This window comes from Micromonospora sp. CA-111912, assembly GCF_050948415.1.
Classification (GTDB): domain Bacteria; phylum Actinomycetota; class Actinomycetes; order Mycobacteriales; family Micromonosporaceae; genus Micromonospora.
Genome location: NZ_CP192007.1, coordinates 1,288,672 through 1,310,065 on the forward strand (window position 1 = coordinate 1,288,672; position 21,394 = coordinate 1,310,065).

Annotated in this window: 17 protein-coding genes; 16 read left to right on the plus strand and 1 reads right to left on the minus strand. The window is 73.2% G+C overall.

The genetic code is table 11. The features are described 5' to 3' along the window. From pgsB to ACQPZO_RS05915, 3 genes are read left to right on the plus strand one after another with little or no spacing between them, the layout of a single operon-like run. Nucleotides 1-1,278 carry a poly-gamma-glutamate synthase PgsB gene (pgsB, locus tag ACQPZO_RS05905; RefSeq protein ID WP_433347749.1) on the plus strand — a complete coding sequence of 426 codons (1,278 nt, stop codon included), beginning with the start codon at nucleotides 1-3 and terminating at the stop codon, nucleotides 1,276-1,278. Then, nucleotides 1,275-1,760 (plus strand): poly-gamma-glutamate biosynthesis protein PgsC/CapC, encoded by a 486-nt coding sequence (locus ACQPZO_RS05910; RefSeq protein ID WP_433347751.1) that lies wholly within the window; start codon nucleotides 1,275-1,277, stop codon nucleotides 1,758-1,760. The genes pgsB and ACQPZO_RS05910 overlap by 4 nt, the downstream gene beginning before the upstream one ends. A gap of 28 nt (nucleotides 1,761-1,788) precedes the next feature. Beyond that, nucleotides 1,789-2,835 (plus strand): NlpC/P60 family protein, encoded by a 1,047-nt coding sequence (locus ACQPZO_RS05915; RefSeq protein ID WP_433347752.1) that lies wholly within the window; start codon nucleotides 1,789-1,791, stop codon nucleotides 2,833-2,835. Here ACQPZO_RS05915 and ACQPZO_RS05920 read toward each other — a convergent pair whose 3' ends face one another. Next, complete coding sequence (locus ACQPZO_RS05920; protein ID WP_433347754.1) at nucleotides 2,836-3,768, minus strand: hypothetical protein; 933 nt, start codon at nucleotides 3,766-3,768, stop codon at nucleotides 2,836-2,838. It lies immediately after the preceding gene. 336 nt (nucleotides 3,769-4,104) lie between these two features. On the opposite strand from ACQPZO_RS05920, the gene ACQPZO_RS05925 reads away from it, so the two are divergent. The 13 genes from ACQPZO_RS05925 (at nucleotide 4,105) to ACQPZO_RS05985 (ending at nucleotide 21,386) form a co-directional block, all read left to right on the plus strand. After that, nucleotides 4,105-5,073 (plus strand): aldo/keto reductase, encoded by a 969-nt coding sequence (locus ACQPZO_RS05925; protein ID WP_433347756.1) that lies wholly within the window; start codon nucleotides 4,105-4,107, stop codon nucleotides 5,071-5,073. A 63-nt stretch (nucleotides 5,074-5,136) separates the two neighbouring features. Further along, the gene (locus ACQPZO_RS05930; protein WP_433347757.1) at nucleotides 5,137-6,582 is read left to right on the plus strand and encodes a magnesium chelatase; all 1,446 of its coding nucleotides are present in this window, start codon (nucleotides 5,137-5,139) and stop codon (nucleotides 6,580-6,582) included. Nucleotides 6,583-6,585: 3 nt separating this feature from the next. Continuing rightward, nucleotides 6,586-8,538: a vWA domain-containing protein gene (locus ACQPZO_RS05935; RefSeq protein WP_433347759.1), complete on the plus strand. Its 1,953-nt coding sequence runs from the start codon at nucleotides 6,586-6,588 to the stop codon at nucleotides 8,536-8,538. 516 nt (nucleotides 8,539-9,054) lie between these two features. Next, complete coding sequence (locus tag ACQPZO_RS05940) at nucleotides 9,055-9,588, plus strand: hypothetical protein (RefSeq protein ID WP_433347761.1); 534 nt, start codon at nucleotides 9,055-9,057, stop codon at nucleotides 9,586-9,588. Between the two features lie 55 nt (nucleotides 9,589-9,643). Then, entirely contained in the window at nucleotides 9,644-11,041 is a 1,398-nt protein-coding gene (locus ACQPZO_RS05945) for an FAD-binding oxidoreductase (RefSeq protein WP_433347762.1), read from the plus strand. After that, nucleotides 11,038-12,381, plus strand: coding sequence for a class I SAM-dependent methyltransferase (locus ACQPZO_RS05950; protein ID WP_433347764.1), 1,344 nt, complete (start codon nucleotides 11,038-11,040; stop codon nucleotides 12,379-12,381). Before ACQPZO_RS05945 ends, ACQPZO_RS05950 begins: the two co-directional genes overlap by 4 nt. A 94-nt stretch (nucleotides 12,382-12,475) precedes the next feature. Then, nucleotides 12,476-13,036, plus strand: coding sequence for a helix-turn-helix domain-containing protein (locus ACQPZO_RS05955; RefSeq protein ID WP_433347766.1), 561 nt, complete (start codon nucleotides 12,476-12,478; stop codon nucleotides 13,034-13,036). Next, on the plus strand, nucleotides 13,029-13,889 hold the full coding sequence (locus tag ACQPZO_RS05960; RefSeq protein ID WP_433347767.1) for an SRPBCC domain-containing protein: 861 nt from the start codon (nucleotides 13,029-13,031) through the stop codon (nucleotides 13,887-13,889). The genes ACQPZO_RS05955 and ACQPZO_RS05960 overlap by 8 nt, the downstream gene beginning before the upstream one ends. A 131-nt stretch (nucleotides 13,890-14,020) precedes the next feature. After that, entirely contained in the window at nucleotides 14,021-14,254 is a 234-nt protein-coding gene (locus ACQPZO_RS05965) for a zinc-ribbon domain-containing protein (protein WP_405113171.1), read from the plus strand. Between the two features lie 281 nt (nucleotides 14,255-14,535). Beyond that, on the plus strand, nucleotides 14,536-15,939 hold the full coding sequence (locus tag ACQPZO_RS05970) for an MFS transporter (RefSeq protein ID WP_433347770.1): 1,404 nt from the start codon (nucleotides 14,536-14,538) through the stop codon (nucleotides 15,937-15,939). Then, on the plus strand, nucleotides 15,936-17,045 hold the full coding sequence (locus tag ACQPZO_RS05975) for a hypothetical protein (protein ID WP_433347772.1): 1,110 nt from the start codon (nucleotides 15,936-15,938) through the stop codon (nucleotides 17,043-17,045). Before ACQPZO_RS05970 ends, ACQPZO_RS05975 begins: the two co-directional genes overlap by 4 nt. Next, entirely contained in the window at nucleotides 17,042-18,622 is a 1,581-nt protein-coding gene (locus tag ACQPZO_RS05980) for a hypothetical protein (RefSeq protein WP_433347774.1), read from the plus strand. Before ACQPZO_RS05975 ends, ACQPZO_RS05980 begins: the two co-directional genes overlap by 4 nt. Before the next feature lie 544 nt (nucleotides 18,623-19,166). Further along, nucleotides 19,167-21,386, plus strand: a complete 2,220-nt coding sequence (locus tag ACQPZO_RS05985; RefSeq protein WP_433347776.1) for a putative bifunctional diguanylate cyclase/phosphodiesterase — start codon at nucleotides 19,167-19,169, stop codon at nucleotides 21,384-21,386. Nucleotides 21,387-21,394: the final 8 nt, after the last annotated feature.

Below are 21,394 nucleotides of genomic sequence, written 5' to 3' on the forward strand. Positions count from 1 at the left end.
GTGACATACCTGTACACCGTCTACAGTCTGTGTTGCCTCGCGCTGGTGGTGGCTGGCGTGCTCGAGCAGCGCAACCACTATCGCAACCTGCACCGCATCCCGCATCGGGTGTTGGTGAACGGGATCCGGGGCAAGAGCTCGATAACCCGGCTCTGTGCCGGCGCGTTGCGCGGTGGCAACCAGGTCGTGGTGGCCAAGACGACCGGCACCGCCGCGCGGTTCATCTTCCCGGACGCCAGTGAGGAGCCGGTGCACCGCAAGTTCGGCATCGCCAACGTGGTCGAGCAGATCGGCATCGTCCGGCGGGCCGCCGTCTATCACCCGGACACACTGGTCATCGAGTGTATGGCGGTGATGCCGGCGCTTCAGGAGATCAACCAGAGCAAGCTGATCCGGTCGAACATCGGGGTGCTCTGCAACGTACGCGAGGACCACCTCGCCGAGATGGGCCCCACCCTGAACGACGTCGCCCGGTCGCTGTGCCGGTCGATGCCGGTGGGCGGGCTCTGCATCACCGCTGAGAAGGACCGGCTGGCCATCCTCGAAAAGGAGGCCGCCCGGCGCAACTGCCGGCTCATCGCGGTGGACCCCGACTCGGTGACCGACCGGGAGATGGCCGGCTTCGGCTGGATCACGTTCAAGGAGAACGTGGCCATCGCGTTGGCCGTGGCCGAGCAGCTCGGCGTCGACCGGCAGAGCGCGCTGGTCGGGATGTGGTCGGCACCCCCCGACCCGGGCGTGCTGTCGGTGGCCCGGGTGTTGCACGACAGCAAGCGGGTCCGGTTCGCCAACATCTTCGCCGCCAACGATCCCGAGTCGACGTACATGAACATCGCGCAGCTGGAGAGCCAGCACCTCATCAGCCGCCCGCTGACCATGCTGATCAACTGTCGGCCGGACCGGATGGAACGCAACGGCCAGATGGGCGCGCTGACCGCCCGGGTAGAACCGGAGAGCATCGTGCTGATCGGGGAGATGACCCGCAGCGCCCGGGGCAGCGTACCGGCGGAACTTCAGGACCGGGTGGTCGACCTGGGCGGCAAGCTCTCGCCGAGACGCCTGCTCGCCGAGGTGATGGCGGCGACCGGTGACGACTCGTCCATCGTGGCCGTCGGCAACATTCACGGCCAGGGTGAGGTGCTGCTGCACGAGCTGGCAGCGCTGGACAGCTGGTCGCCGCAGGACCACGGCCGGTCCGACTCGATGCTGCGGATGCCCACCAACCCCGGTCTGACCAGATTTGACAGGACCGCCCTGCTGGAAAGGACCCGACGGTGACCCTCGGAGGAGAGCTCAGCGCTCAACTCGCCACCGCATGCCTCGGCATCGGGCTGGTTTTCGCCCTGCTGTGCTATCTGACCACCAACCTGTCCCCCGGTGGCATGATCACGCCGGGGTGGATGGCGCTGGCCCTGATCGAGGACCCGCTGCAGGCCGCAGTCATCGTGGTGATGACCGTGGTCACCTACGGGCTGACCCTGCTGATGCAGCGGGTCGTCATCCTCTACGGCAAGCGGCTCTTTGCGGCGATCGTGCTGCTGAGCGTCTTTCTGCAGATGACGCTCTTCGTGATCGTCCAACGGGACCTGCCACTGCTGTTCGCGCACCAGACCCTGGGCTTCGTCGCGCCCGGACTCATCGCGTACCAGCTTGTGCGGCAGCCACCGAAGGCGACCGTGATCGCCACGATGATGGTAACCGCGATCACCTACGGTGTCGCGTTCAGCGGTGTCGTCGCCGGCCTGGTACCGGTCACCTGACCCGCCCCTCTACCGGAGAGAACACAGCATGAACTACCGGACGTACTCCCGCAGCCGGGCGGCGCTGCTGACCGTGGCCGCGTTCACGCTGCTGGTCGGCGGCGGTACCTTCGCCTACGTGGCGGCGCGGCCGTCGATGGCCGACCGGCTCGTCCTCACCCTGGGCTCGGCGGACGGGCAGAGCATGACGGGCAACGCCGGTGGGTTCAGCCACCGGCGGCTGAGCGCGCCGGACCGTACCGAGATCCTGGACGCCGACGGGGAACTCGTCGCGACCATGACCGACGGCGCCCGGACCGCCCACCTGATCGGGCCGGAGCGCACCTTCGCGGAACCACGCTTCACCAAGGCGAAGATCAACACCAATCTCTGGATACGGCTCGCGCCCCGGGGGTGGCGCGCCGGGGCCGAGAAGGAGGCATGGTTCTCCGAGTGGCTCGCGGCGGCCCGCAAGGACCGCTCGCCCGACGTCCTGGCGGTGGCGATGGAATACACCTACCTCGGCCAGCCGAAGAAGGACCGCGACGGCCAGCAGTATTCCGGCAATGCCGCCTTCGGGCCGCTCTCCAACCTCGATCCGGACGGTCGAGCCGAGAACTCCGACTTCTACGACTACCTCGGGGTCTCCTGGACGTTCCCCGACAAACGCGAGCGACCGGCCCCCTCGCACATCCTCAGCCTGGACTGCTCCGGGTTCCTGCGGATGGTCTACGGCTACCGCATGAAGTACCCGTTGCGGGGCACCAACAACCCGGGTGCGGGCCTACCGCGCCGGGCCTTCGCCATGGCCCAGCACGGGCCAGGCGTGCAGTTGATGCCGAACACCGGCCGGCGGGCCCGTGAGCTGGACCGGCTACTCCCCGGTGACCTGCTCTTCTTCAACGCCGGGCCGGTGCAGGGCGCCAACATCGAGCACTCGGGAATGTATCTCGGGGTAGACGACCGGGGTCATCATCGGTTCATCTCCAGCCGCACCACCGCGAACGGCCCGACCATGGGCGACCTCGGGGGCGACTCCACCCTGGATGGTACGGGCTACTGGGCCTTGCGCTGGCGTACCGCCCGCCGACTCTGATCAGTTCGCGGTGAGCCGGTCGGCGAGGGCCTTCACCACCCGGTCGCGGCCTTCCTCATCCCCCCGGACCGACCAGCTCAGCTCCAGGTGGATGTAGGCCGTGTCCAGATCGGCGGCGGCCAGGCCCTGCGCGTTCCGGGTCCCCTCCAGTTGACCGCACCGCTGCGCCCAGGCCCGGCAGGTGGTCAGGCCGGCCTCGGACAGGCCGTCGGCGATCCGGCGGGCCAGCCGGTTGGTCGGCGCTGAACCGGTCGACACCACGGCCTGGGCGTCACGGAGGTTCCGGTCGGCGAAACCGTGCAGTTGCATCTGGTGCAGGCCGTTGCGGGCGAACTCGATCGCCAGCACGTGAAACAGCGACCTGCTGTTGTGCGCGACATCGGCCGCGCCCTTCGCGGCCTGCCGATGCGCCCCGGCAATCAGCAACACGCTGCCCGGCACCTGCCGATGCAACGCCAGCCCCAGCAGCTCAGTGTTGATGTCGAAACCGGGATGCGGCACCTCGATCACCCACCGGGGTGCCGCCGAGCGGTCGACCAGCACCACACCCCAGGTTCGGTCGTCCGAGCCGGTGGCCAGGAACAGGCTGAACGGTCGGCCGGTGGCCGGATCGTCGCCGTGGTGGGCCTCGAAGCCGAGCGTGCCGAACAGTTCCTCCTGCCCGGCCCGGTCATCCCGGCCGGTGAGTAGCAACTGGGCCACTTCGCGGGCCTGGGCGCGTTCCTCGGATGTCGGGTTCCGGTGGGGGCCAACCGCGGACAGGCCGGCAATCAATCCGGCAATTAGCCGCTCCGGGTCCGGCCCGGGCGGGCTTTCCGGCCTTTTCTGGTCCTCGGCGCAGCCGGCGGACGCAAGCAGCGCGAGGGTGGCGGTGGTCGCCGTGGCGAGTATCTGTCGCCGGGTCGAGCCAACGGGGAAACTCGACTTCGGCATCCGTGCAGGCTACCGGATCATGAACGGCACTCTCGGAGCAACGGATCAGACTGATTGACATGAGCTCACGTGCTTGGAGGACCTGTGGCGGTCTCGGTAAGGCCCCTCGGCGGAATACGGGTCATCGTCGCGGCTCTCTTCGGAACTGTGCTGATCTGCGGTGCCGTCCGACGGAGGACCTGCTGCTCCAGTTGCCCATCCTGCTCGGGGCCGCCGGGGGCCTGGCGATCGTGGCGGCGCTCGTCTGGATCAAGACGGGCCGCCCGGGTTAGGAAGGTGCCCTTCCTATACCGAATGCGTTAATAAGGTGCCCTACCTTTCGCGTAGTTTCGGGGGATGCGCTTCGTCCAGCTCGACATTCCCAAGCCCATCTCCAAGATCGGCCTCGGCACCTGGCAGTTCGGCTCGAAGGAGTGGGGCTACGGGCCCGACTACGAGCGCCGAGCGGCGGAGATCGTCCGGCGGGCGCTCGACCTCGGGGTCACCCTGTTCGACACCGCCGAGGTGTACGGCTTCGGCCGCAGCGAGCGAATCCTCGGCGCGGCCCTCGGAGACGACCGGGGCAGGGTCGTGGTGGCCAGCAAGATCTTCTCGCTGTTGCCGGTCGCCCCGGTGGTGCAGCAGCGGGCGGTCGCCTCGGCGGCCCGGCTCGGCGTGCGCACCATCGACCTGTACCAGGTGCACCAGGCCAACCCGGTGGTCGCCGACACCACCACCATGCGGGGCATGCGGGCGTTGCAGGACGTCGGCCTGGTCGCCGAGGTCGGGGTGAGCAACTACAGCCTGCGCCGCTGGCGGTTCGCCGAGGCCGCGTTGGGCCGGCGGGTGCTCAGCAACCAGGTCCGCTACAGCATGGTCGACCGCGGGCCCGAGGAGGACCTCCTGCCGTACGCGGAGCAGGCCGGCCGGATCGTCATCGCGTACAGCCCGCTCGCCCAGGGCTTCCTGTCCGGCCGGTACGACGCGCGGAACCCGCCGAGCGGGGCGGTGCGCCGGGCCAACCCGTACTTCCTGCCGGAGAACCTGGAGCGCGGCGCCGCGCTGATCGGCGCGCTGCGCGAGGTGGCCGACGCGCACGACGCCACACCCAGCCAGATCGCCCTGGCCCACCTGCTGCGGCACCCCAACGTGGTGGCCATCCCCGGTGCGTCGAGCGTGGAACAGGTGGAGCGCAACGCCGCCGCCGCCGAGATCGACCTGGCCGACGACGAGTACGCGGCGTTGGCCGCCGCCGCCCGCAACTTTCGCCCGGTCACCGGCCTCGCGGCGGTGCCGAAGCTGATTCGCGCCCGGGCGGGAAGGTGAGGGCCCAGGCCCGTGTGGGCGACGGGACGGGGCGACGGGCCGTACCGCGCTAGCGTTGGTGGGGTGACTGAGCCCAACCAGGTTCTCCCGGTCCTGCCCGCCGACCTGCCTGCCACCCTGGGCGAGCTGCGGGCCGCCGGGCACCGACACCGCACGGTCAAGCAGGAACTCCGAGACAACCTCCTCGCCCGGATGCGCACCGGCGAGGACCGCTTCCCCGGCATCGTCGGGTACGACGACACGGTGCTGCCCCAGGTCGAGCGGGCCCTGCTCGCCGGCCACGACATGGTGCTGCTCGGCGAGCGCGGCCAGGGCAAGACCCGGCTGATCCGCTCGCTGGCCGCGCTGCTCGACGAGTGGACCCCCGTCATCGCCGGCTCGGTGCTCAACGAGCACCCGATGCGCCCCCTCACCCCCGCCTCCCGCGCCCTGGCCGAGTCCGCCGGCGACGACCTGCCGGTCGGCTGGCTGCACCGCTCGCTGCGCTACGGCGAGAAGCTCGCCACCCCGGACACCAGCGTCGGCGACCTGATCGGCGACGTGGACCCGATCCGGATCGCCCAGGGCCGCACCCTCGGCGACCCGGAGACGATCCACTTCGGGCTGGTGCCCCGCACCAACCGGGGCATCTTCGCCATCAACGAGCTGCCCGACCTGGCCGAACGGATCCAGGTGGCGCTGCTCAACGTGTTGGAGGAGCGGGACATCCAGATCCGGGGCTACCAGCTACGGCTGCCGCTGGACCTGTTCCTGGTGGCCAGCGCCAACCCGGAGGACTACACCAACCGGGGCCGGATCATCACCCCGCTCCGGGACCGGTTCGGCGCCGAGGTCCACACCCACTACCCGCTGGAGCTGGAACTGGAGCTGGCGCTGATCCGGCAGGAGGCCGACCTGGTCGGCGAGGTGCCGGAGCACGTGCTGGAGGTGCTCGCCCGGTTCGCCCGCGCGGTCCGCGAGTCGCCGTCGGTCGACCAGCGCTCCGGCGTCTCCGCCCGGTTCGCCATCGCCGCCGCCGAGACGGTGGCCGCCGCCGCGCTGCGGCGCACCGGTCTGCTCGCCGCCGGCTCCGATCCGGCGTCCGAGGCGCCGGTGGCCCGGATCGGCGACGCCGTGTCGGTGACCTCGACACTGCGCGGCAAGGTCGAGTTCGAGAGCGGCGAGGAGGGGCGGGAGATCGAGCTCCTGGAACATCTGCTACGTACCGCCACGGACGACACGTTCCGGGTCCGGCTGGCCGGGCTGGACCTGTCCGGCTTCACCGCGCTGGTGGACGACGGCCGGGTGGTCGAGACCGGCGAGCTGGTCTCCTCGACCGAGCTGCTGCGCCAGGTCGGCACCGTGCCGGGGCTGGCCAAGGCGCTCGACCGGCTGGGGATGGGCGACGCGCCGACGCCGGAGCAGGCGGCGGCAGGCATCGAGTTCGTCCTGGAAGGGCTGCACCTGACGCGCCGGCTCGGCAAGGACGTCACCGACAGCGGGCGCACCGTCTACGGCAGCCGGGGCTGAGCCGTGGCCGGCAACCGGTTCCGGTACGGGCAGTGGCACGGCGGGCCGGACCCGCTCGCCCCGCCGTACGACGTGCGGGCGGCGGTGGACGCGGTAGGGGCGGAGGTGCTGGCCGGCGGCAGCCTGCGGCAGGCGCTGCGCGACCTGCTGCGGCGCGGCCTGCAGGGCCGGGGCGGCCTGGACGACCTGGCCGCCCGGGCCCGGCGGCTGCGCCGGGAGACGCTGCGCCGGGGCGACCTGGACGGCGCGGTGACCCGGGCCCGGGCGCTGCTCGACCAGGCCCTCGCCGCCGAGCGGGACGAGCTGCGCGGGCGCACCGACGAGGCGGCCCGGTTCGCCGAGGCGGTGCTGGACAACCTGCCCCGGTCCACGGCCCGCGCCGTGCAGGAGCTCTCCGGGTACTCCTGGGTCAGCGCCGAGGCCCGGCAGGCGTACCAGCGGATCCTCGACGGGCTGCGCGGCGACGTGCTGGAACAGCGCTTCGCCGGGCTGCGGGACGCGGCGCGGGCCGCAGCCGACCCGGCCGCCCAACGGCAGCTCGCCGAGATGATGCGCGACCTCAACGACCTGCTTGCCCGGCACGCCCGGTCGGAGGACACCACCGACGCGTTCGCGGAGTTCATGCGCCGGCACGGCGAGTTCTTCCCGGAGCGGCCGAAGGACGTCGACGAGCTGGTCGACGTGCTGGCCCGGCGCGCGGCGGCGGGGGAGCGGCTGATGCGGTCCCTGTCGGACCAGCAGCGCGAGGAGCTGGCCGGCCTGATGCGCCAGTCCCTCGGCGACCGGCTGGCCGGTGAGCTGTCGGCGCTGGACGCGAACCTGCGGGCGCTGCGACCCGACCTGAACTGGAATCGGGGCGAGCGGGTCCGCGGCGAGCAGTCGCTCGGGTACGGCGAGGCGGCCGACGCGCTCGGTGAGATCGCCGAGCTGGACGAGCTGCTGGACGCCCTCGACCAGGACCAGCCCGGGGCCACCCTGGACGACGTGGACGTCGACGCGGTGTCCCGGACGCTGGGCCGCGACGCCGCCGACGACGTGCGCCGGCTGCGGGAGCTGGAACGGGAGCTGCGCCGGCAGGGCTGGGTCACCCGGGACTCCGACGGGCTGACGCTGAGCCCGAAGGCGCTGCGCCGGCTCGCCGGCACCGCCCTGCGCCGGGTCTTCGCCGACCTGACCGCTGGGCCGCGCGGCCAGCACGACCTGCGCTCGGCCGGGCCCGCCGGCGAGGCGAGCGGGGCCTCCCGGCCATGGGAGTACGGCGACGAGCAGCCGCTCGACGTGGTGCGCACCCTGACCCGGGCGGTCGCCCGATCGGGCCCGACGGTGCCCGTCCAACTCGCGGTCTCCGACTTCGAGGTGGTGGAGACCGAGCGCCGGGCATCGGCGGCGGTGGCGCTCTGCGTGGACCTGTCGTACTCGATGATCTCGCAGGGGCGGTGGGGGCCGATGAAGCAGACGGCGCTGGCGCTGTCCCACCTGGTGGCGACCCGGTTCCCGCAGGACGCGTTGCAGATCGTCGGCTTCGGCCGGGAGGCGGCGCCGCTGACCCAGGCGGAGCTGGCGGCGGTGGAACCGGACCTGCAGCAGGGCACCAACCTCCAGCACGCGCTGCGGCTGGCCGGCCGGCACCTGCGCCGCCATCCGGGCGCGGAGCCGGTGGTCCTCGTGGTCACCGACGGCGAGCCGACCGCCCACCTCGACCCCGACGACGGTGAGGCGTACTTCAACTGGCCGCCGCTGCAGGAGACGATCGAGGCCACGATCCGGGAGGTGGACCGGCTGACCCGGGCCGGCGCCACGCTCAACCTGTTCATGCTCGGCGACGACCCGGGCCTGCGCCGCTTCGTCGACGCGGTGGCCCGCCGTTCCCGGGGCCGGATGTTCACCCCGGACCTCGACGACCTCGGCGAGTACGTGGTCAGCGACTACCTCCGCGCCCGCCGGGGCCGCCGCTGACGGCAGGACCGAACCGCCGTCAAAGTGGCCCTGTTCGTGGCGTGCCCCTGCGCTTGCGGTGCCCCTGCGCTTGCGGTGCCCCTGCGCTTGCGGTGCCCCTGCACTCGCGGCGTGCTCTTGGCTCACAGGGTGCCCGGCAGCGGGCTGGTCCGCTCCGACCGGCCAACCCTCCATTGCTCCCTATGGAGCTGCCCCGTTCGTGCTACCGCCGATCCGGGGACCGTTCGTGCTACCACCGGTCCGGTAGCGCAGACGGGGCAGCTCCATAGGGAGCGCGCAGTGGCACCCGGACGCCCGCAAGGTCGGCCGTGGCGTCCGGAGTGGGCATGCAGTGGCACCCGGACGCCCGCGAGGTCGGCCGTGGCGTTCGGGCCGGCGGCGTGGGGGGCGACCACCGGTCCCCGGCCGTCACGTCGGCCCCGGCCGTCACGTCGGCTCCGGCCGTCGGCCCCGGCCGTCGGCCCCGGCCGTCACGTCGGCCCCCGGGCCAGCCTCGTCCCCTTCCGGGTGAACCGAATGCGCCCACCAGGGGGAGGGCGGCGGGGAGCCGGGTTGACTGGGGGCGTGGAGAGCGGGCGGTTGCGGCGGGCGTACGACGAGGTGCTCGCCGAGGTGGACGCGGGCGGGTTCGAGCCGCCGGGTGGCGGGGAGCTGAGCGCCGAGCAGATCGTGGCGCACCTGGCGGCCAACGACGAGCTGATGAGCGAGGCCACCGAGGCGGTGCTGGCTGGGTCGCCGTTCGCGTACTACGACCTGGAGACCGTGCATCGGCCGCAGCTCGACGCGCTGGTCGCCGAGTGCGGTGGGCTGGTCGGGCTGGCCACCATGCTGCGTGCCACCAGCCAGAAGCTCTGCGTACTGGTGGACCGGCTGGGTCCGGCGGTGGCGCAGACGCTCGTCGAGACCCGCCTGCACGAGGACGTCGACCTGCGGGTCGACGAGGCGCTGCCCTGGGGTCGCACCCTTGACCTGCACACCCGGGTCCACCTGCCCAAGCACCTCGCCCAGCTCCGCGCACTACGCCCGGAGTTGCACCCCCACCGCGGCTGACGACCCGACGCAAGAGGTCCCACGGGTTCGACCCTGTCGCGCGTACAGTGATCGCATGTGTGCTGTCCGTGTGGATCATGGCGTTGACCACGACGGAGCGGTGGATCTGCTGCGCCGGTCGTACGCCGCGGTCCCCGCCGGTGAGACCGTGCGACTGGCCAAACGCACTTCGAACCTGTTCCGCCCGAGATCGGCGCCGAGCGCCCCCGGGCTGGACGTCACCGGCCTCGGTGGGGTGATCGGGGTCGACCCCGAGGCGCGCACCGCCGACGTGCAGGGCATGTGCACGTACGAGCGGCTGGTCGACGCCACCCTGGCCCACGGGCTGATGCCGCTGGTGGTCCCGCAGCTGCGCACCATCACCCTGGGCGGGGCGGTGACCGGCCTCGGCATCGAGTCCACCTCGTTCCGGAATGGCCTGCCGCACGAATCCGTCCTGGAGATGGACGTGCTCACCGGCGCGGGCGAGATCGTCGCCGCCCGCCCCGACGGGGAGCACGCCGACCTCTTCGCCGCCTTCCCCAACTCGCTGGGCAGCCTCGGCTACGCCACCCGGCTGCGCATCGAGCTCGCGCCCGTGCGCCGGTACGTGGCCCTGCGCAACGTCCGCTTCACCGACCTGACCGCGCTGACCGACGCCATCGGCGAGGTCACGGCCACCCGGTCCTGGGGCGGGGAGCCGGTGGACGCGATGGACGGGGTGGTGTTCAGCCCTGGCGAGGCGTACCTGGTGCTGGCGGCCTTCACCGACGACGCGCCGCGGGTCAGCGACTACACCGGCCAGGACATCTACTATCGCTCGCTGCGCCGGCTCACCCGCGACTGGCTGAGCACCTACGACTACCTCTGGCGCTGGGACACCGACTGGTTCTGGTGCTCGGCGGCGTTCGGGGTGCAGCACCCGGTCGTTCGGCGGGTCTGGCCGGCCCGCTGGCGGCGCAGCGACGTCTACCACCGCCTCGTCCGGCTGGAGCACCGGCACCAGGTCGCCGCGCGCATCGACCGGCTGCGCGGCCAGCCTGCCCGGGAGCGGGTGGTGCAGGACGTGGAGATCCCGCTGGAGGGCATGGCCGACTTCCTGCGCTGGTTCGCCCGCGAGGTGCGGATGTCCCCGGTCTGGCTCTGCCCGCTGCGGCTGCGTGAGCCGGCCGGCCCCGGATCGGCCCGACCCTGGCCGCTGTACCCCCTACGCCCCGGGCAGAACTACGTCAACATCGGCTTCTGGGGGACCGTGCCGATCGCCGAGGGCGCCGCCGACGGCGACGTCAACCGGCTGATCGAGCGCGCGGTGTCCGACGCGGGCGGCCACAAGTCGCTCTACTCGGACGCGTACTACGACCGTCAGGCCTTCGACCGTCTCTACGGCGGCGGAACCTGGCGTGCGGTGAAGGACCGTTACGACCCGGACCACCGGCTCACCGGACTTTACGAGAAGGCGGTAGCACGAAGATGAGCCTGACCGATCGAGAACAGGGGGCGGCGAGCGTCCCGTCCACCCCGCCGGCCGGCGGCCGGCGGCCGGCGCCGACCGTGTCCGACGTGGTCCGCGCCGTAACGGCCGGACCCCTGCCGGTGCGAATCACCGGGTACGACGGCAGCGCCGTCGGCCCCGCCGACGCCGGGATCACCCTGGCCATCCGCTCCGAGCGGGGCCTGTCGTACCTGCTCACCGCGCCCGGCGACCTGGGCATGGCCCGGGCGTACGTCAGCGGCGACCTGGAGCTGATCGGCGTCCACCGGGGCGACCCGTACGAGGCGCTGCGGGTGCTCAAGGACGAGCTGAGGCTCCGCCCGCCGGCGCTGGCCGACGGGCTGGCCCTGGTGCGCGGGCTGGGCTGGGAGCGGCTGATGCCGCCGCCACCCCCGCCGCAGGAGGCCGCGCCGCGCTGGAAGCGGGTGATGAACGGGCTGCGCCACTCCCGGTCCCGGGACAGCACCGCCATCTCGCACCACTACGACGTCTCGAACGCCTTCTACGAGAGGGTGCTCGGCCCCTCGATGACGTACACCTGCGCGGTGTTCCGCGGCCCCGACGACACGCTGGAGCAGGCCCAGGCCGCCAAGTACGACCTGGTCGCCGGGAAACTCGCGCTCAAGCCGGGGATGCGGCTGCTCGACGTGGGCTGCGGCTGGGGCGGCATGGTCCGGCACGCGGCCCGCGAGTACGGGGTCAAGGCGCTCGGGGTGACCCTGTCGAGGGCGCAGGCGCAGTGGGCGCAGGCGGCGATCGAGCGGGAAGGGCTGACCGATCTCGCCGAGGTGCGGCACCTGGACTACCGGGACGCGCCGCGCGAGCAGTTCGACGTGATCTCCTCGATCGGCCTGACCGAGCACATCGGAGTGCGCAACTACCCGGTCTACTTCAGCGCCCTGCGGGACCGGCTGCGGCCCGGGGGCCGGCTGCTCAACCACTGCATCACCCGCGCCGACAACCGGGCCCCGCACCGCTCCGGCGCGTTCATCGACCGGTACGTCTTCCCCGACGGCGAGCTGCCCGGCCCGGGCCGGCTGATCGGCGAGATCCACGATGCCGGGCTGGAGGTGCACCACGAGGAGAACCTGCGCCAGCACTACGCGCTGACCCTGGCGGGGTGGTGTCGCAACCTGGTGGCGAACTGGGACGAGTGCGTGGCCGAGGTCGGCGAGGGCACCGCCCGGGTGTGGGGCCTGTACATGGCCGGCTCCCGGCTGGCGTTCGAGCGAAACGGCATCCAGCTGCACCAGGTGCTGGCCACCCGCAACGGCCCGGACGGGGTGAACGGCTACCCGCTGCGTCCGGACTGGACCGCCTGACCCACCGTACGACGAAAGGGGCGGCCATCCTCGGCCGCCCCTTTCGTCGAACCGATTGACAAGCAAATTTTTTACGTACAAACTTGTTTTTGTTATGAGAGACGTCCTGTACCTCGAAGAGATGTCGCAGGCCGAGACCCTGCTCAAGCCGCAGCGGATCGAGGTGCTGCGCCAGCTCGCCGACCCGGGCACCTGCACCGAGGTCGCCAACCGGCTGGGGCAGACCCCGCAGCGGGTCTACTACCACGTCAAGCAGCTCGTCGCGGCCGGACTGGTTGAGCAGGTGGCCGAGCGCAAGGTGCGCGGCATCAGCGAGGGCATCTACCAGGCGGTCGCCCGGTCCTACTGGCTCTCGCCCCGGCTCGTCGGCCGGATCGGCGGGCTGCGCCGGGCCCGCGACGAGCTGAGCCTCGGCCACCTGGTCGACCTCATGGAGGAGGTCCAGGCGGACGTCGCCGCCCTGGACCGGGCCGCTCCCGAGCTGCCCTCGATCGGGGTCTCCGGGGAGATCCGGGTGCCGGCCGAGCGCCGGCAGGAGTTCCTCGCCGACCTGCGCACCACCCTGCAAGAGCTGTTCACCCGCTACGGGGGCGCCGAGGGGGACGCCTTCAAGCTCGCCGTGGCCTGCTATCCCAAGGGAGAAGACCGTGACTGAACCGATGACCCTGCGCGCCCGGCTCGCCGCACCCGCCGAGGCCGTCCACCGAGCCCTCACCGACCCGGCCGAGCTGCGTGTCTGGCTGGCCGAGCACGCCGAGGTGGAGCTGCCCCACCGGTACGCGTTCTGGGGGCGCTACACCCCGGAGGGCGACGCCCCGCACCAGCGGCTCCTGCACGCCGACGAGCGGATACTGCGCTTCGCCTGGCTGCTCGACGGGGTCGAGACCACCACCGAGATCGCCCTGGAGCCGGAGGGGGAGTCGACGATCCTCACCCTGCGGCAGAGCCACTTCGACTTCGCCGAGGCGATCAACGGCGGTTCGATCCGGGGCGTGTTCCAGACGTACTGGGGCCTGGCGATCGCCAACCTGGCCGCCCGGCTGGAGGGCCGCGCGCTGCTGCCGCGCACCGACTTCACCTCCGCCGACCTGCGCGGCGAGCTGCTCATCGCCGCCCCGCTGCCGAAGGTGTACGAGTCGCTGATCGACTCGGAGCAGGCCAGCGCCTGGTTCGGGTACCCGATCGGCATCGAGCCCTGGGTCGGCGGCCGGTACGCCATGGGCGGCTTCGAGGCCGGTTACGCGGCCAAGGTGGTCGACCTGGACCCGGGCCGGCGGATGTCGGTCGACTGGGGTCCGACCGGCGTCACCACCTGGGAGCTGGCCGAGTCCGACGGGAAGACCAAGCTCACCATCGTGCAGAGCGGCTTCGACGAGCAGAACCCCCCGTACGCGGCGTGGAGCGGCTCGGTCGCCGGCCTCGGCGAGCTGGTCCGCTACCACCAGATGCCGGACTGGCAGCCCATCTGGCTCCCGGAGGAGCCGGCGACCGCCGACGCGGTCGGCTGAGCAGCACGCGTCCGCCCGCCCGCCACGGCAACCAGTCGCGGCGGGCGGACGCGCCCCGTCCTGAGCCCCTGGAACTCGGAGCGGTGAAAGCTGGAGGTGCAGAAGGCCGGGCGAGTGGGTAATGCGGGGCGATGTTCTTCATATTCGGGCTCCGCACCAACGTCGACCGCTCGGGCGTGGTGCAGCAGGTGTGCCGCAACTGCGGCAACCATGCGGCCCAGGTGATCAGCCGGCGGTCCACGAAGTTCACCCTGTTCTTCGTTCCGCTCATCCCGGTGCGGACCCGCTACACGCAGCAGTGCACCTTCTGCGGCGCCCAGTACGACATCGCCAAGGCCGAGGCGCGACGCCTCCCGGTCGGCTGATCCGCCGATGGCCCGCTTCCTCTGCTGGCTGATCGGCAGCCAGCCCGCCCCCGTGCCCGAGACCCCCGTCCACACCGCCTCCCGCCCGCCCTGCACCCCGGGCCGCCGCCCTCGTCGCCGCGCCCGCCGCCCGTCGGCCGGTACCGCCCTGCCCCGCTCGCCCTGGAACCGCTCCGCCGGCCGCTGAGCCGCCGCCGACCCGCGCGGTTGTCTTCGCCCTGGAGCCGGCGGCCCCAGCAGCGGCACCTACGCTGGGGCGGCTGCGAAGAACGGGGAGAATCGTGCGCAACCACCCGGCCGTCGTGCTCGTCGCCGTCCTGCTGTCGACTGTGTCGCTGCCCATCTCACTGACCGGTGCCTCGGTCGCATTGCCGGACATCGGCCGCGACCTCGACGCCGGGCTGGCCGGGGTGCAGTGGGTGGTGAACGGCTACAACGCCACCTTCGCCAGCTTCATGCTCGCCACCGGCGCGCTCGCCGACCTGTTCGGCCGCCGCCGGGTCTACGCCGTCGGCCTGGTGATCTTCGCGGTGGCCGGGCTGGCCGGCGCGGTCGCCGGGAACATCGTGCTGCTCGACGTCGCCCGAGTGCTCGCCGGGATCGGCGCGGCGGCCGCCGCCACCAGCGCCTCCGCCCTGCTCGCGGACGCGTTCCAGGGCCCGGCCCGGGCCCGCGCGTTCAGCCTCTTCGGCACGGCCATCGGTGTCGGCCTCGCGTTCGGCCCGTCGATCGCCGGGCTGCTGATCGAGGCGTTCGGCTGGCGGGCCGTCTTCGCCGCCCCTGCGCTGGCCACCTGTGCGGTCCTCGCCCTGGTCCCGTTGCTGCCGGAGTCCCGCCCGGCGCGCGCCGGCAGGGTGGACTGGGCGGGTACCGTCACGTTCACCAGCGCGCTGCTGCTGCTCATCTTCGGCTTCGTGCAGGGCCCCGAGTTCGGCTGGTCCGCCCCGGTGATCGTGGCCGCCTTCGTCGCGGCGGCGGCCCTGCTGGCGGTCTTCGTCCGGGTGGAGCGCCGCCGCCCCGAGCCGATGTTCGACCTGGCCCTGCTGGCGAGCCCCCGGTTCCTCGGTGTCTGCCTGGCGGCGGCCACCATCGTCGCGGTGCTGGTGCCGCTGCTGGTCTACCTGCCGTCGTACCTGACCACGGTGGTCGGCATGAGCCCCGGTGCGGCCGGCGGGACGCTCATCCTGCTCACCGCCCCCACCCTGGTGCTGCCGCTGCTCGGCGGCGCGCTGACCCGGCTGGTGCCGGCCCCTGCGGTGATCGTCGCGTCCGTGGTGGTGGTCGCGGTCGGGGCGGCCTGGGCCACCGTGCTCGCCCCGGACAGCGACGCCGCGACCCTCGCGGGACCGCTGCTGACCATCGGGTTGGGGATCGGACTGTCGATCGGGCTGCTCGACGCGATCGCGATCGGCAGCGTCGCGCCGGGCCGGGCGGCCACCGGGGCCGGGATGATCAATACTGCCCGGTTGTCCAGCGAGACGATCGCCATCGCGGTGGTCGGCGCGGTGCTGGCCAGCACCACCGCCGGCCGGCTCGCCGACCCGGGCTTCACCGGTGGTCTGCGTACCGTGCTCTGGGTGATGGCCGGAGCGGCGCTGGTCGCCGCCGCCACGGTCGCCGTGCTGGTGCGGCGCGGCGCGGCCCGCGCCGAACCGGCGCAAAGGGCCTATCGTGGCGTGTCGTGACGAGCACCGCGCAGCGACTGGCCGAGATCCGGGGCGACGCACCACCTCGGCGGCACAACGCCCGGACGATCGCCGCCCTGACCGGTAACCCCGGCTGCGCCCGCCGGGCCGTGCTGGACAGCGCGGGGGTGGACAAGCCGAAGCTGGCCGAGCGGGTCGGCTTCCCGGCCCGATTCGGCCAGTCCCGGTTCGCCATCACCCGGGGCAACGTGTTCGAGGCGCAGGTCAAGGCCGACGGCGGGGCCGAGCTGCTCCGGCTGGTCGCCGAGCGGCTCGGCGTCGACCCGGGCGGCCCGGCGACGTGGACCGACCTCGGTGCCGACGACCGGCCCGGCCAACCCGACCGGTCCGCGCGGTCCCGGGCCGCGTTGGCCGCAGCCGCGCCGACCGGCGCCGGGGACCCGGCCGCCCTGTTCGACCATCCGCTGCTCGGCCTGGACGTCGCCGGCCAGCGGGTGCACCTGGAGCCGGACCTGGTCGCCGCCCGGCTCGCCGGCCGGTTCCACGTGGTCGAGGTCAAGTCGTTCCCGGTGATCGACGGGCAGGCCGACCCGGGCAAGGTGGCCGCCGCCGCGATCCAGTCCGCCGTCTACGTGCTGGCCCTGCGCGAGCTGCTCGCCGCCGAGGGGCACGATCCCGAACTGGTCTCCTCGGACGTGCTGCTGGTCTGCCCGCGCGACTTCGCCAACCAGCCGGTGGCCAGCCTCGTCGACGTGCGCAAGCAACTGCTGGTGCTGCGCCGGCAGCTCGACCGGGCGGCCCGGATCGACGACCTGCTGGCCGACGTGCCGGCCGGCTTCACCGCCGACCCCACGGCCGACCCCGTCGATTTGCGCCGCTCCCTGCTGTCGGTGCCGGCCCGCTACGCGCCCGACTGCCTGGCCGTCTGCGAGCTGGCGTACTTCTGCCGGCACGCCACCCGCGCCGAGACGGCCACCCTGGGCCGGCCGGTCCGCGAGGCGCTCGGCGGGGTGGCGACGGTGGCGGAGGCGCTCGCGCTGGCCGGCGGCGAGCACGCCGGCGAGCCGGAGCAGGCGGAGGCCGCCGCGCTGCTGCGGGCCGCGGCCCGGCTGCGCGCCAACGCCCTGGCCGGGCGACCCGCATGAGTACGCTGCGCGCGCTCGCGAGGGCCCAGGCGCTCGCCGCCGGGGTGGCCCAGCCGGTGGCCACCGTCCGGCACCTGCACCTGTCGCCCCGGCCGCTGGTGCTGGTGCCGCTGGCCATGGCCGGCGAGGCCAACGCGCCCCTCGCTGCGCTGGTCGGCGCCGCCCCGGACGACGCCCGGCTGCTGATCGTGCCGCAGCCCCGCAACCGGGACCAGCGCTTCGCGTTCGCCGCCGAGCTGGCCGGGATCGTGCTGCCCTACCTGGACTCCTTCCGGGGGTTGTCCGAGGCCGTCGCGGTGGACCGGGGCCGCGACGTCCGGCACCGGTACGTCGACGCGCCGCAGCTGCTGCTGCCGAACCCGGCCGGGGTCACGTTCCTGCGGCTGTTCGGCCGTTCCACCCGGTTCCGCCGGCCCGACGGCGAGTACCCGGTGCACCCGTCGGTGCCGCTGCTCGGGCGCTGGCTGACCTTCTTCGCCGAACGGGCCGAGCACCCCGGCTCGTCGGCGCTGCTGGCGATGACCGAGGCGCTGACCCTGCACTGGGCCACCGGGCAGAGCGCGGTGGAGGACCTGCACCTGCCGGCGGTGCTCGGCTGGCTCGACCCGCCGCCAGGGCTGGACGGCGTGCGGGCGGCGGCCCGGGCCGAGGACCCGGCGGTCTGCCCCCCCGCCGGCCCGACCACCGACCCGGAGTTCGACAACCGGGTGCTCGCCCCGGCCATCGCCGCGTACACCGACGCGGCCGACGACGACACCGCCCGCCGGTCCGCGTACGCGGAGCTGGAGCGGGCCCTGCGCGGACAGCTCGCGCCCACCTGGGAGCTGATGTGGCGCGGCGTGGGGCTGCTCGCCGCGCTGCCGCCCGGCGCGCGGGTCGAGGGGCGCTGGGCCGGCGACCGGGACGCCTTCACCGCGTACGCCGAGCACGTCGACGCCGGCGGCGGGCCGCAGCCGCGCCGGGACGGGGCGGTGGCCGCGGCCGCGCGCCTGCACCGGCTGGAGCGGGCCGGCACCTCGTACGCGGTCCAGCGCGCCTACGACGACCCGCTGGTGATGGCCGAGCACCGGCTGACCGGGGAGGCGTTCGTCGGGGACGTGACGCTGGCCGACCCGATGCGGGTGGACGACACCGGCAAACGACCGGTGCTGCGGCCCCGAATCCAGGTGGTCACCACCGAGCCGGTGGCGGTGCCGGTGGGCGCGACGCTGTACTCGCCGGCCCGGCCGGGGCAGAAGGCGAAGGTGGTCTTCCTGACCCCGGCTGCCGACGGCAAGACCGAGGTGGTGCTGGAGCTCTCCGGCGGGATGGGCCGAGGGCTGAGCGCCCCGCCGGGCACCGTGCCGGAGGTGGGGGAGCGGCTCTGCCTCACCACCCTGTCGGACGGGTTCCTGCCGGCGGGGACGTTCCCCGATCCGGCGGAGACCCCGTGGACCCACGGCGGCCCCCCGGCCGCGACTACCCCCGACCAGAGCCCCGGCCCCGCTGCCGCTGCCCGTGTTGGTGTCGGGGCTGGTGTCGCTTCCACTACGGTGGTCGGCCCGTCCGACGGTGACCCGGCCGAGGACTGGGCTTGACCCGCTCCCCGGCTGGCCCGGCGGGTGCGCTCCTGGGCTCCTTTGGAGCTGCCCGCGTGAACGGGGCACCGGATGAGAGCCCTCTGGCCAACCCCGGCCACGCCTGGCGGCCCTCGCGGCTCTGGCGACCCCTGGCGGCCCTTGGCCGCCCCGTTTGTGGGGGCAGCTCCAAAGGAGCACTCGACACCACGTCCCACCCGGACGGGTCGTCCGCTGTCGAAGCGACAATGCGTTTCTGCTTGACCCGCGTGCGTACCCCGTGGGGCAGCCACGGCGCCGGCATCCAGGCCAACGGGCCGTCGCGGTGACTGCCGCCGCGCCGGCCCCCACGAACCATGGCAGCACTCGCCGGCGGCGGCCGGAAGACCCTGGCGGCCCGCCCGTAGGCTGACTACGCTTTCGTCGTTCGCCGTCAACGACCGGTCCTCACCATCGAGGTGCGCAAGGAGAGGAAGCCGGAGCGACCGCTGTGCTGCCCCACGACGCGCCTCACCCCCGCACGACCCCCGCCGGGGCGTACCGGCCCGGTCGGGCCGGACTCGTCGTGGCCGCGATCGTCCTGCTCGTCGAGGCGGTCTGGCTGGTCGCCCGACTGCCCGGCGCGGCCCTGGTCAGCGATCTCGGCGCGGTCGCGGTGGCGGGCTGGGCCGGCTACGCGTGCGTCGACGCGGCCCGCCGGCACCCCGCGCCGCTACGCCGGTTCTGGGCGCTGCTCGCGGCCACCATGGGTTTCGCCGTGCTCGGCCGGGCACTGTGGACGGCGCAGCGGCTCGGCGACGGCGGCCTGCCGAACACCCCGCTGATCGGGTTGCTGTTCACCCTCGGCATCGTCACCGGCACCGCCGCGCTGCTCTGCTCCCTCGCCGCCCCGCGCAGCGCCGTCGGGCGGGCCCGGACGGTGCTGGACGGCGTCATCGTCGGGCTCGCCCTCATCCCGATCGGCTGGGTCGTGGTGTTCCGCGGCATCGCCGCCGCCGACCTGACCGACCCGCTGCGCACCTTCGGGCTGCTCTACCCGATGCTCGATCTGGTGCAGCTGACCATCCTGGTCGCGGTGGCCGGGCCGGCCCGGCCGATGTGGCGTCCGCTGACCCTGATCGGGGCCAGCCTGGTCACCCGGGCGGTCGCCGACGCCACATATGTCTCGCTCTTCGCGAGCGGCAGCTACGCCCCCGGCCACCCGATCGACGTCTGCTGGCCGCTGAGCTACCTGCTGATCGCCGCAGCCAGCCGATACCCGCTGCCCCCGGCCCCGGACGACGTCGACGAGCCCACCGAGTCGCCGCTGCCGCCCTGGTGGCGGGTCGCCCTGCCGTACCTGCCGGTGGGCGGGGCGATCGTGGCGGTGATACTGGCCCGGCGGCCCACCGGGCAGACCCCGCACATGGTCTTCCTCGGCATGATGGCGCTGCTCGGCGTCCTGGCGCTGCGGCAGGGGCTGGCCGCCAACGAGAACCTCCGGCTGGTCGCCCGGCTGCGCCAACTCGCCTACACCGACCAGCTCACCGGCCTGCCGAACCGGCTGATGTTCAACCGCCGGCTGCGCGAGGCGCTGCGCGACGAGGCCCCGGTCGCCGTGCTGCTGCTGGACCTGGACGGCTTCAAGCAGGTCAACGACCGGTTCGGGCACGGCGCCGGTGACCTCCTGCTGACCAGCATCGCCGGCCGGATGGCGCGGGCCGTGGCCGACGACGGCAGCATCGCCCGGCTCGGGGGTGACGAGTTCGCCGTCCTCGTCGACGGCGACCGGCAGGTCCGGCCGGAGCGGGTGGCCGAGCGGCTGCTCGCAGCCCTGCAACCCTCCCCCGGGGAGGAGGAGGCGGGCGTGCACCCCTCGGCCAGCATCGGCATCGCCGAGTACGGCCCCCAGCACGCCTCCCACACCGACCTGCTCCGCGACGCCGACATCGCCATGTACGCCGCCAAGGCGGGCGGCAAGTCCGTGTACCGCACCTGCACCCCGGCCCTGCGGGAGGCGACGGTGAGCCGGGCGGAGCTGATCGCCGACCTGCGCCGCGCCGTCGACGAGGAGCAACTGCACCTGGAGTACCAGCCGATCGTCGACCTGGTCACCGGCGAGGTGCGCAGCGCCGAGGCGCTGGTGCGCTGGCGACATCCCCGGCTGGGGCTGCTCACCCCGGCGCGTTTCCTGCCGCTGGCCGAGGAGACCGGGCTGATCCTGCCGATCGACCGGTGGGTGATCCACGAGGCCTGCCGGGCCGCCGCCACCTGGCGGGACCGCGCCCCGGAGGCGACGGTCGCGGTGAACATCGCCGCCGCGCACCTGCGCCGGCCGGACCTGATCGCCACCGTCACCGCGGCCACCGCCGGCGCCGGCCTGGCACCCCGCGCGCTGACCCTGGAGCTGACCGAGTCGGCGCTGATCGACGGCAGCGACACGGTGCTGGAGCGGCTGCGTCAGCTCCGCGAGCTGGGCATCCGGATCGCCATCGACGACTTCGGCACCGGCTACTCGTCGCTGAGCTACCTGCACCACATCCCGGCCACCGAGCTGAAGATCGACCGGTCGTTCGTGGCCCGGTTGGGCGAGGACACCCGGGCGTACGCGACGGTGGAGATGGTGACCCGGTTGGCCGGGGCGTTCGACCTGACCGTGATCGCCGAGGGGGTGGAGACCGACGAGCAGCACGAGGCGGTCACCGCGATCGGCTGCGTCCACGGCCAGGGCTGGCGCTACGGTCGCCCCACCAACCTCGCCGACCTGCGCGCCGCACTGGCCCCGGCGGTACGACCCCGGGGTTGACCCTCACG

What these genes read in the sequence shown, in the direction of transcription:
- ACQPZO_RS05980 (WP_433347774.1), top strand. Translation starts at nt 17,042, where the DNA reads ATGAGTACGCTGCGCGCGCTCGCGAGGGCCCAGGCGCTCGCCGCCGGG.
- ACQPZO_RS05925 (WP_433347756.1), top strand. Translation starts at nt 4,105, where the DNA reads ATGCGCTTCGTCCAGCTCGACATTCCCAAGCCCATCTCCAAGATCGGC.
- ACQPZO_RS05965 (WP_405113171.1), top strand. Translation starts at nt 14,021, where the DNA reads ATGTTCTTCATATTCGGGCTCCGCACCAACGTCGACCGCTCGGGCGTG.
- ACQPZO_RS05955 (WP_433347766.1), top strand. Translation starts at nt 12,476, where the DNA reads ATGAGAGACGTCCTGTACCTCGAAGAGATGTCGCAGGCCGAGACCCTG.
- ACQPZO_RS05950 (WP_433347764.1), top strand. Translation starts at nt 11,038, where the DNA reads ATGAGCCTGACCGATCGAGAACAGGGGGCGGCGAGCGTCCCGTCCACC.
- ACQPZO_RS05915 (WP_433347752.1), top strand. Translation starts at nt 1,789, where the DNA reads ATGAACTACCGGACGTACTCCCGCAGCCGGGCGGCGCTGCTGACCGTG.
- ACQPZO_RS05920 (WP_433347754.1), bottom strand. Translation starts at nt 3,768, where the DNA reads ATGCCGAAGTCGAGTTTCCCCGTTGGCTCGACCCGGCGACAGATACTC.
- ACQPZO_RS05945 (WP_433347762.1), top strand. Translation starts at nt 9,644, where the DNA reads ATGTGTGCTGTCCGTGTGGATCATGGCGTTGACCACGACGGAGCGGTG.
- ACQPZO_RS05940 (WP_433347761.1), top strand. Translation starts at nt 9,055, where the DNA reads ATGCGCCCACCAGGGGGAGGGCGGCGGGGAGCCGGGTTGACTGGGGGC.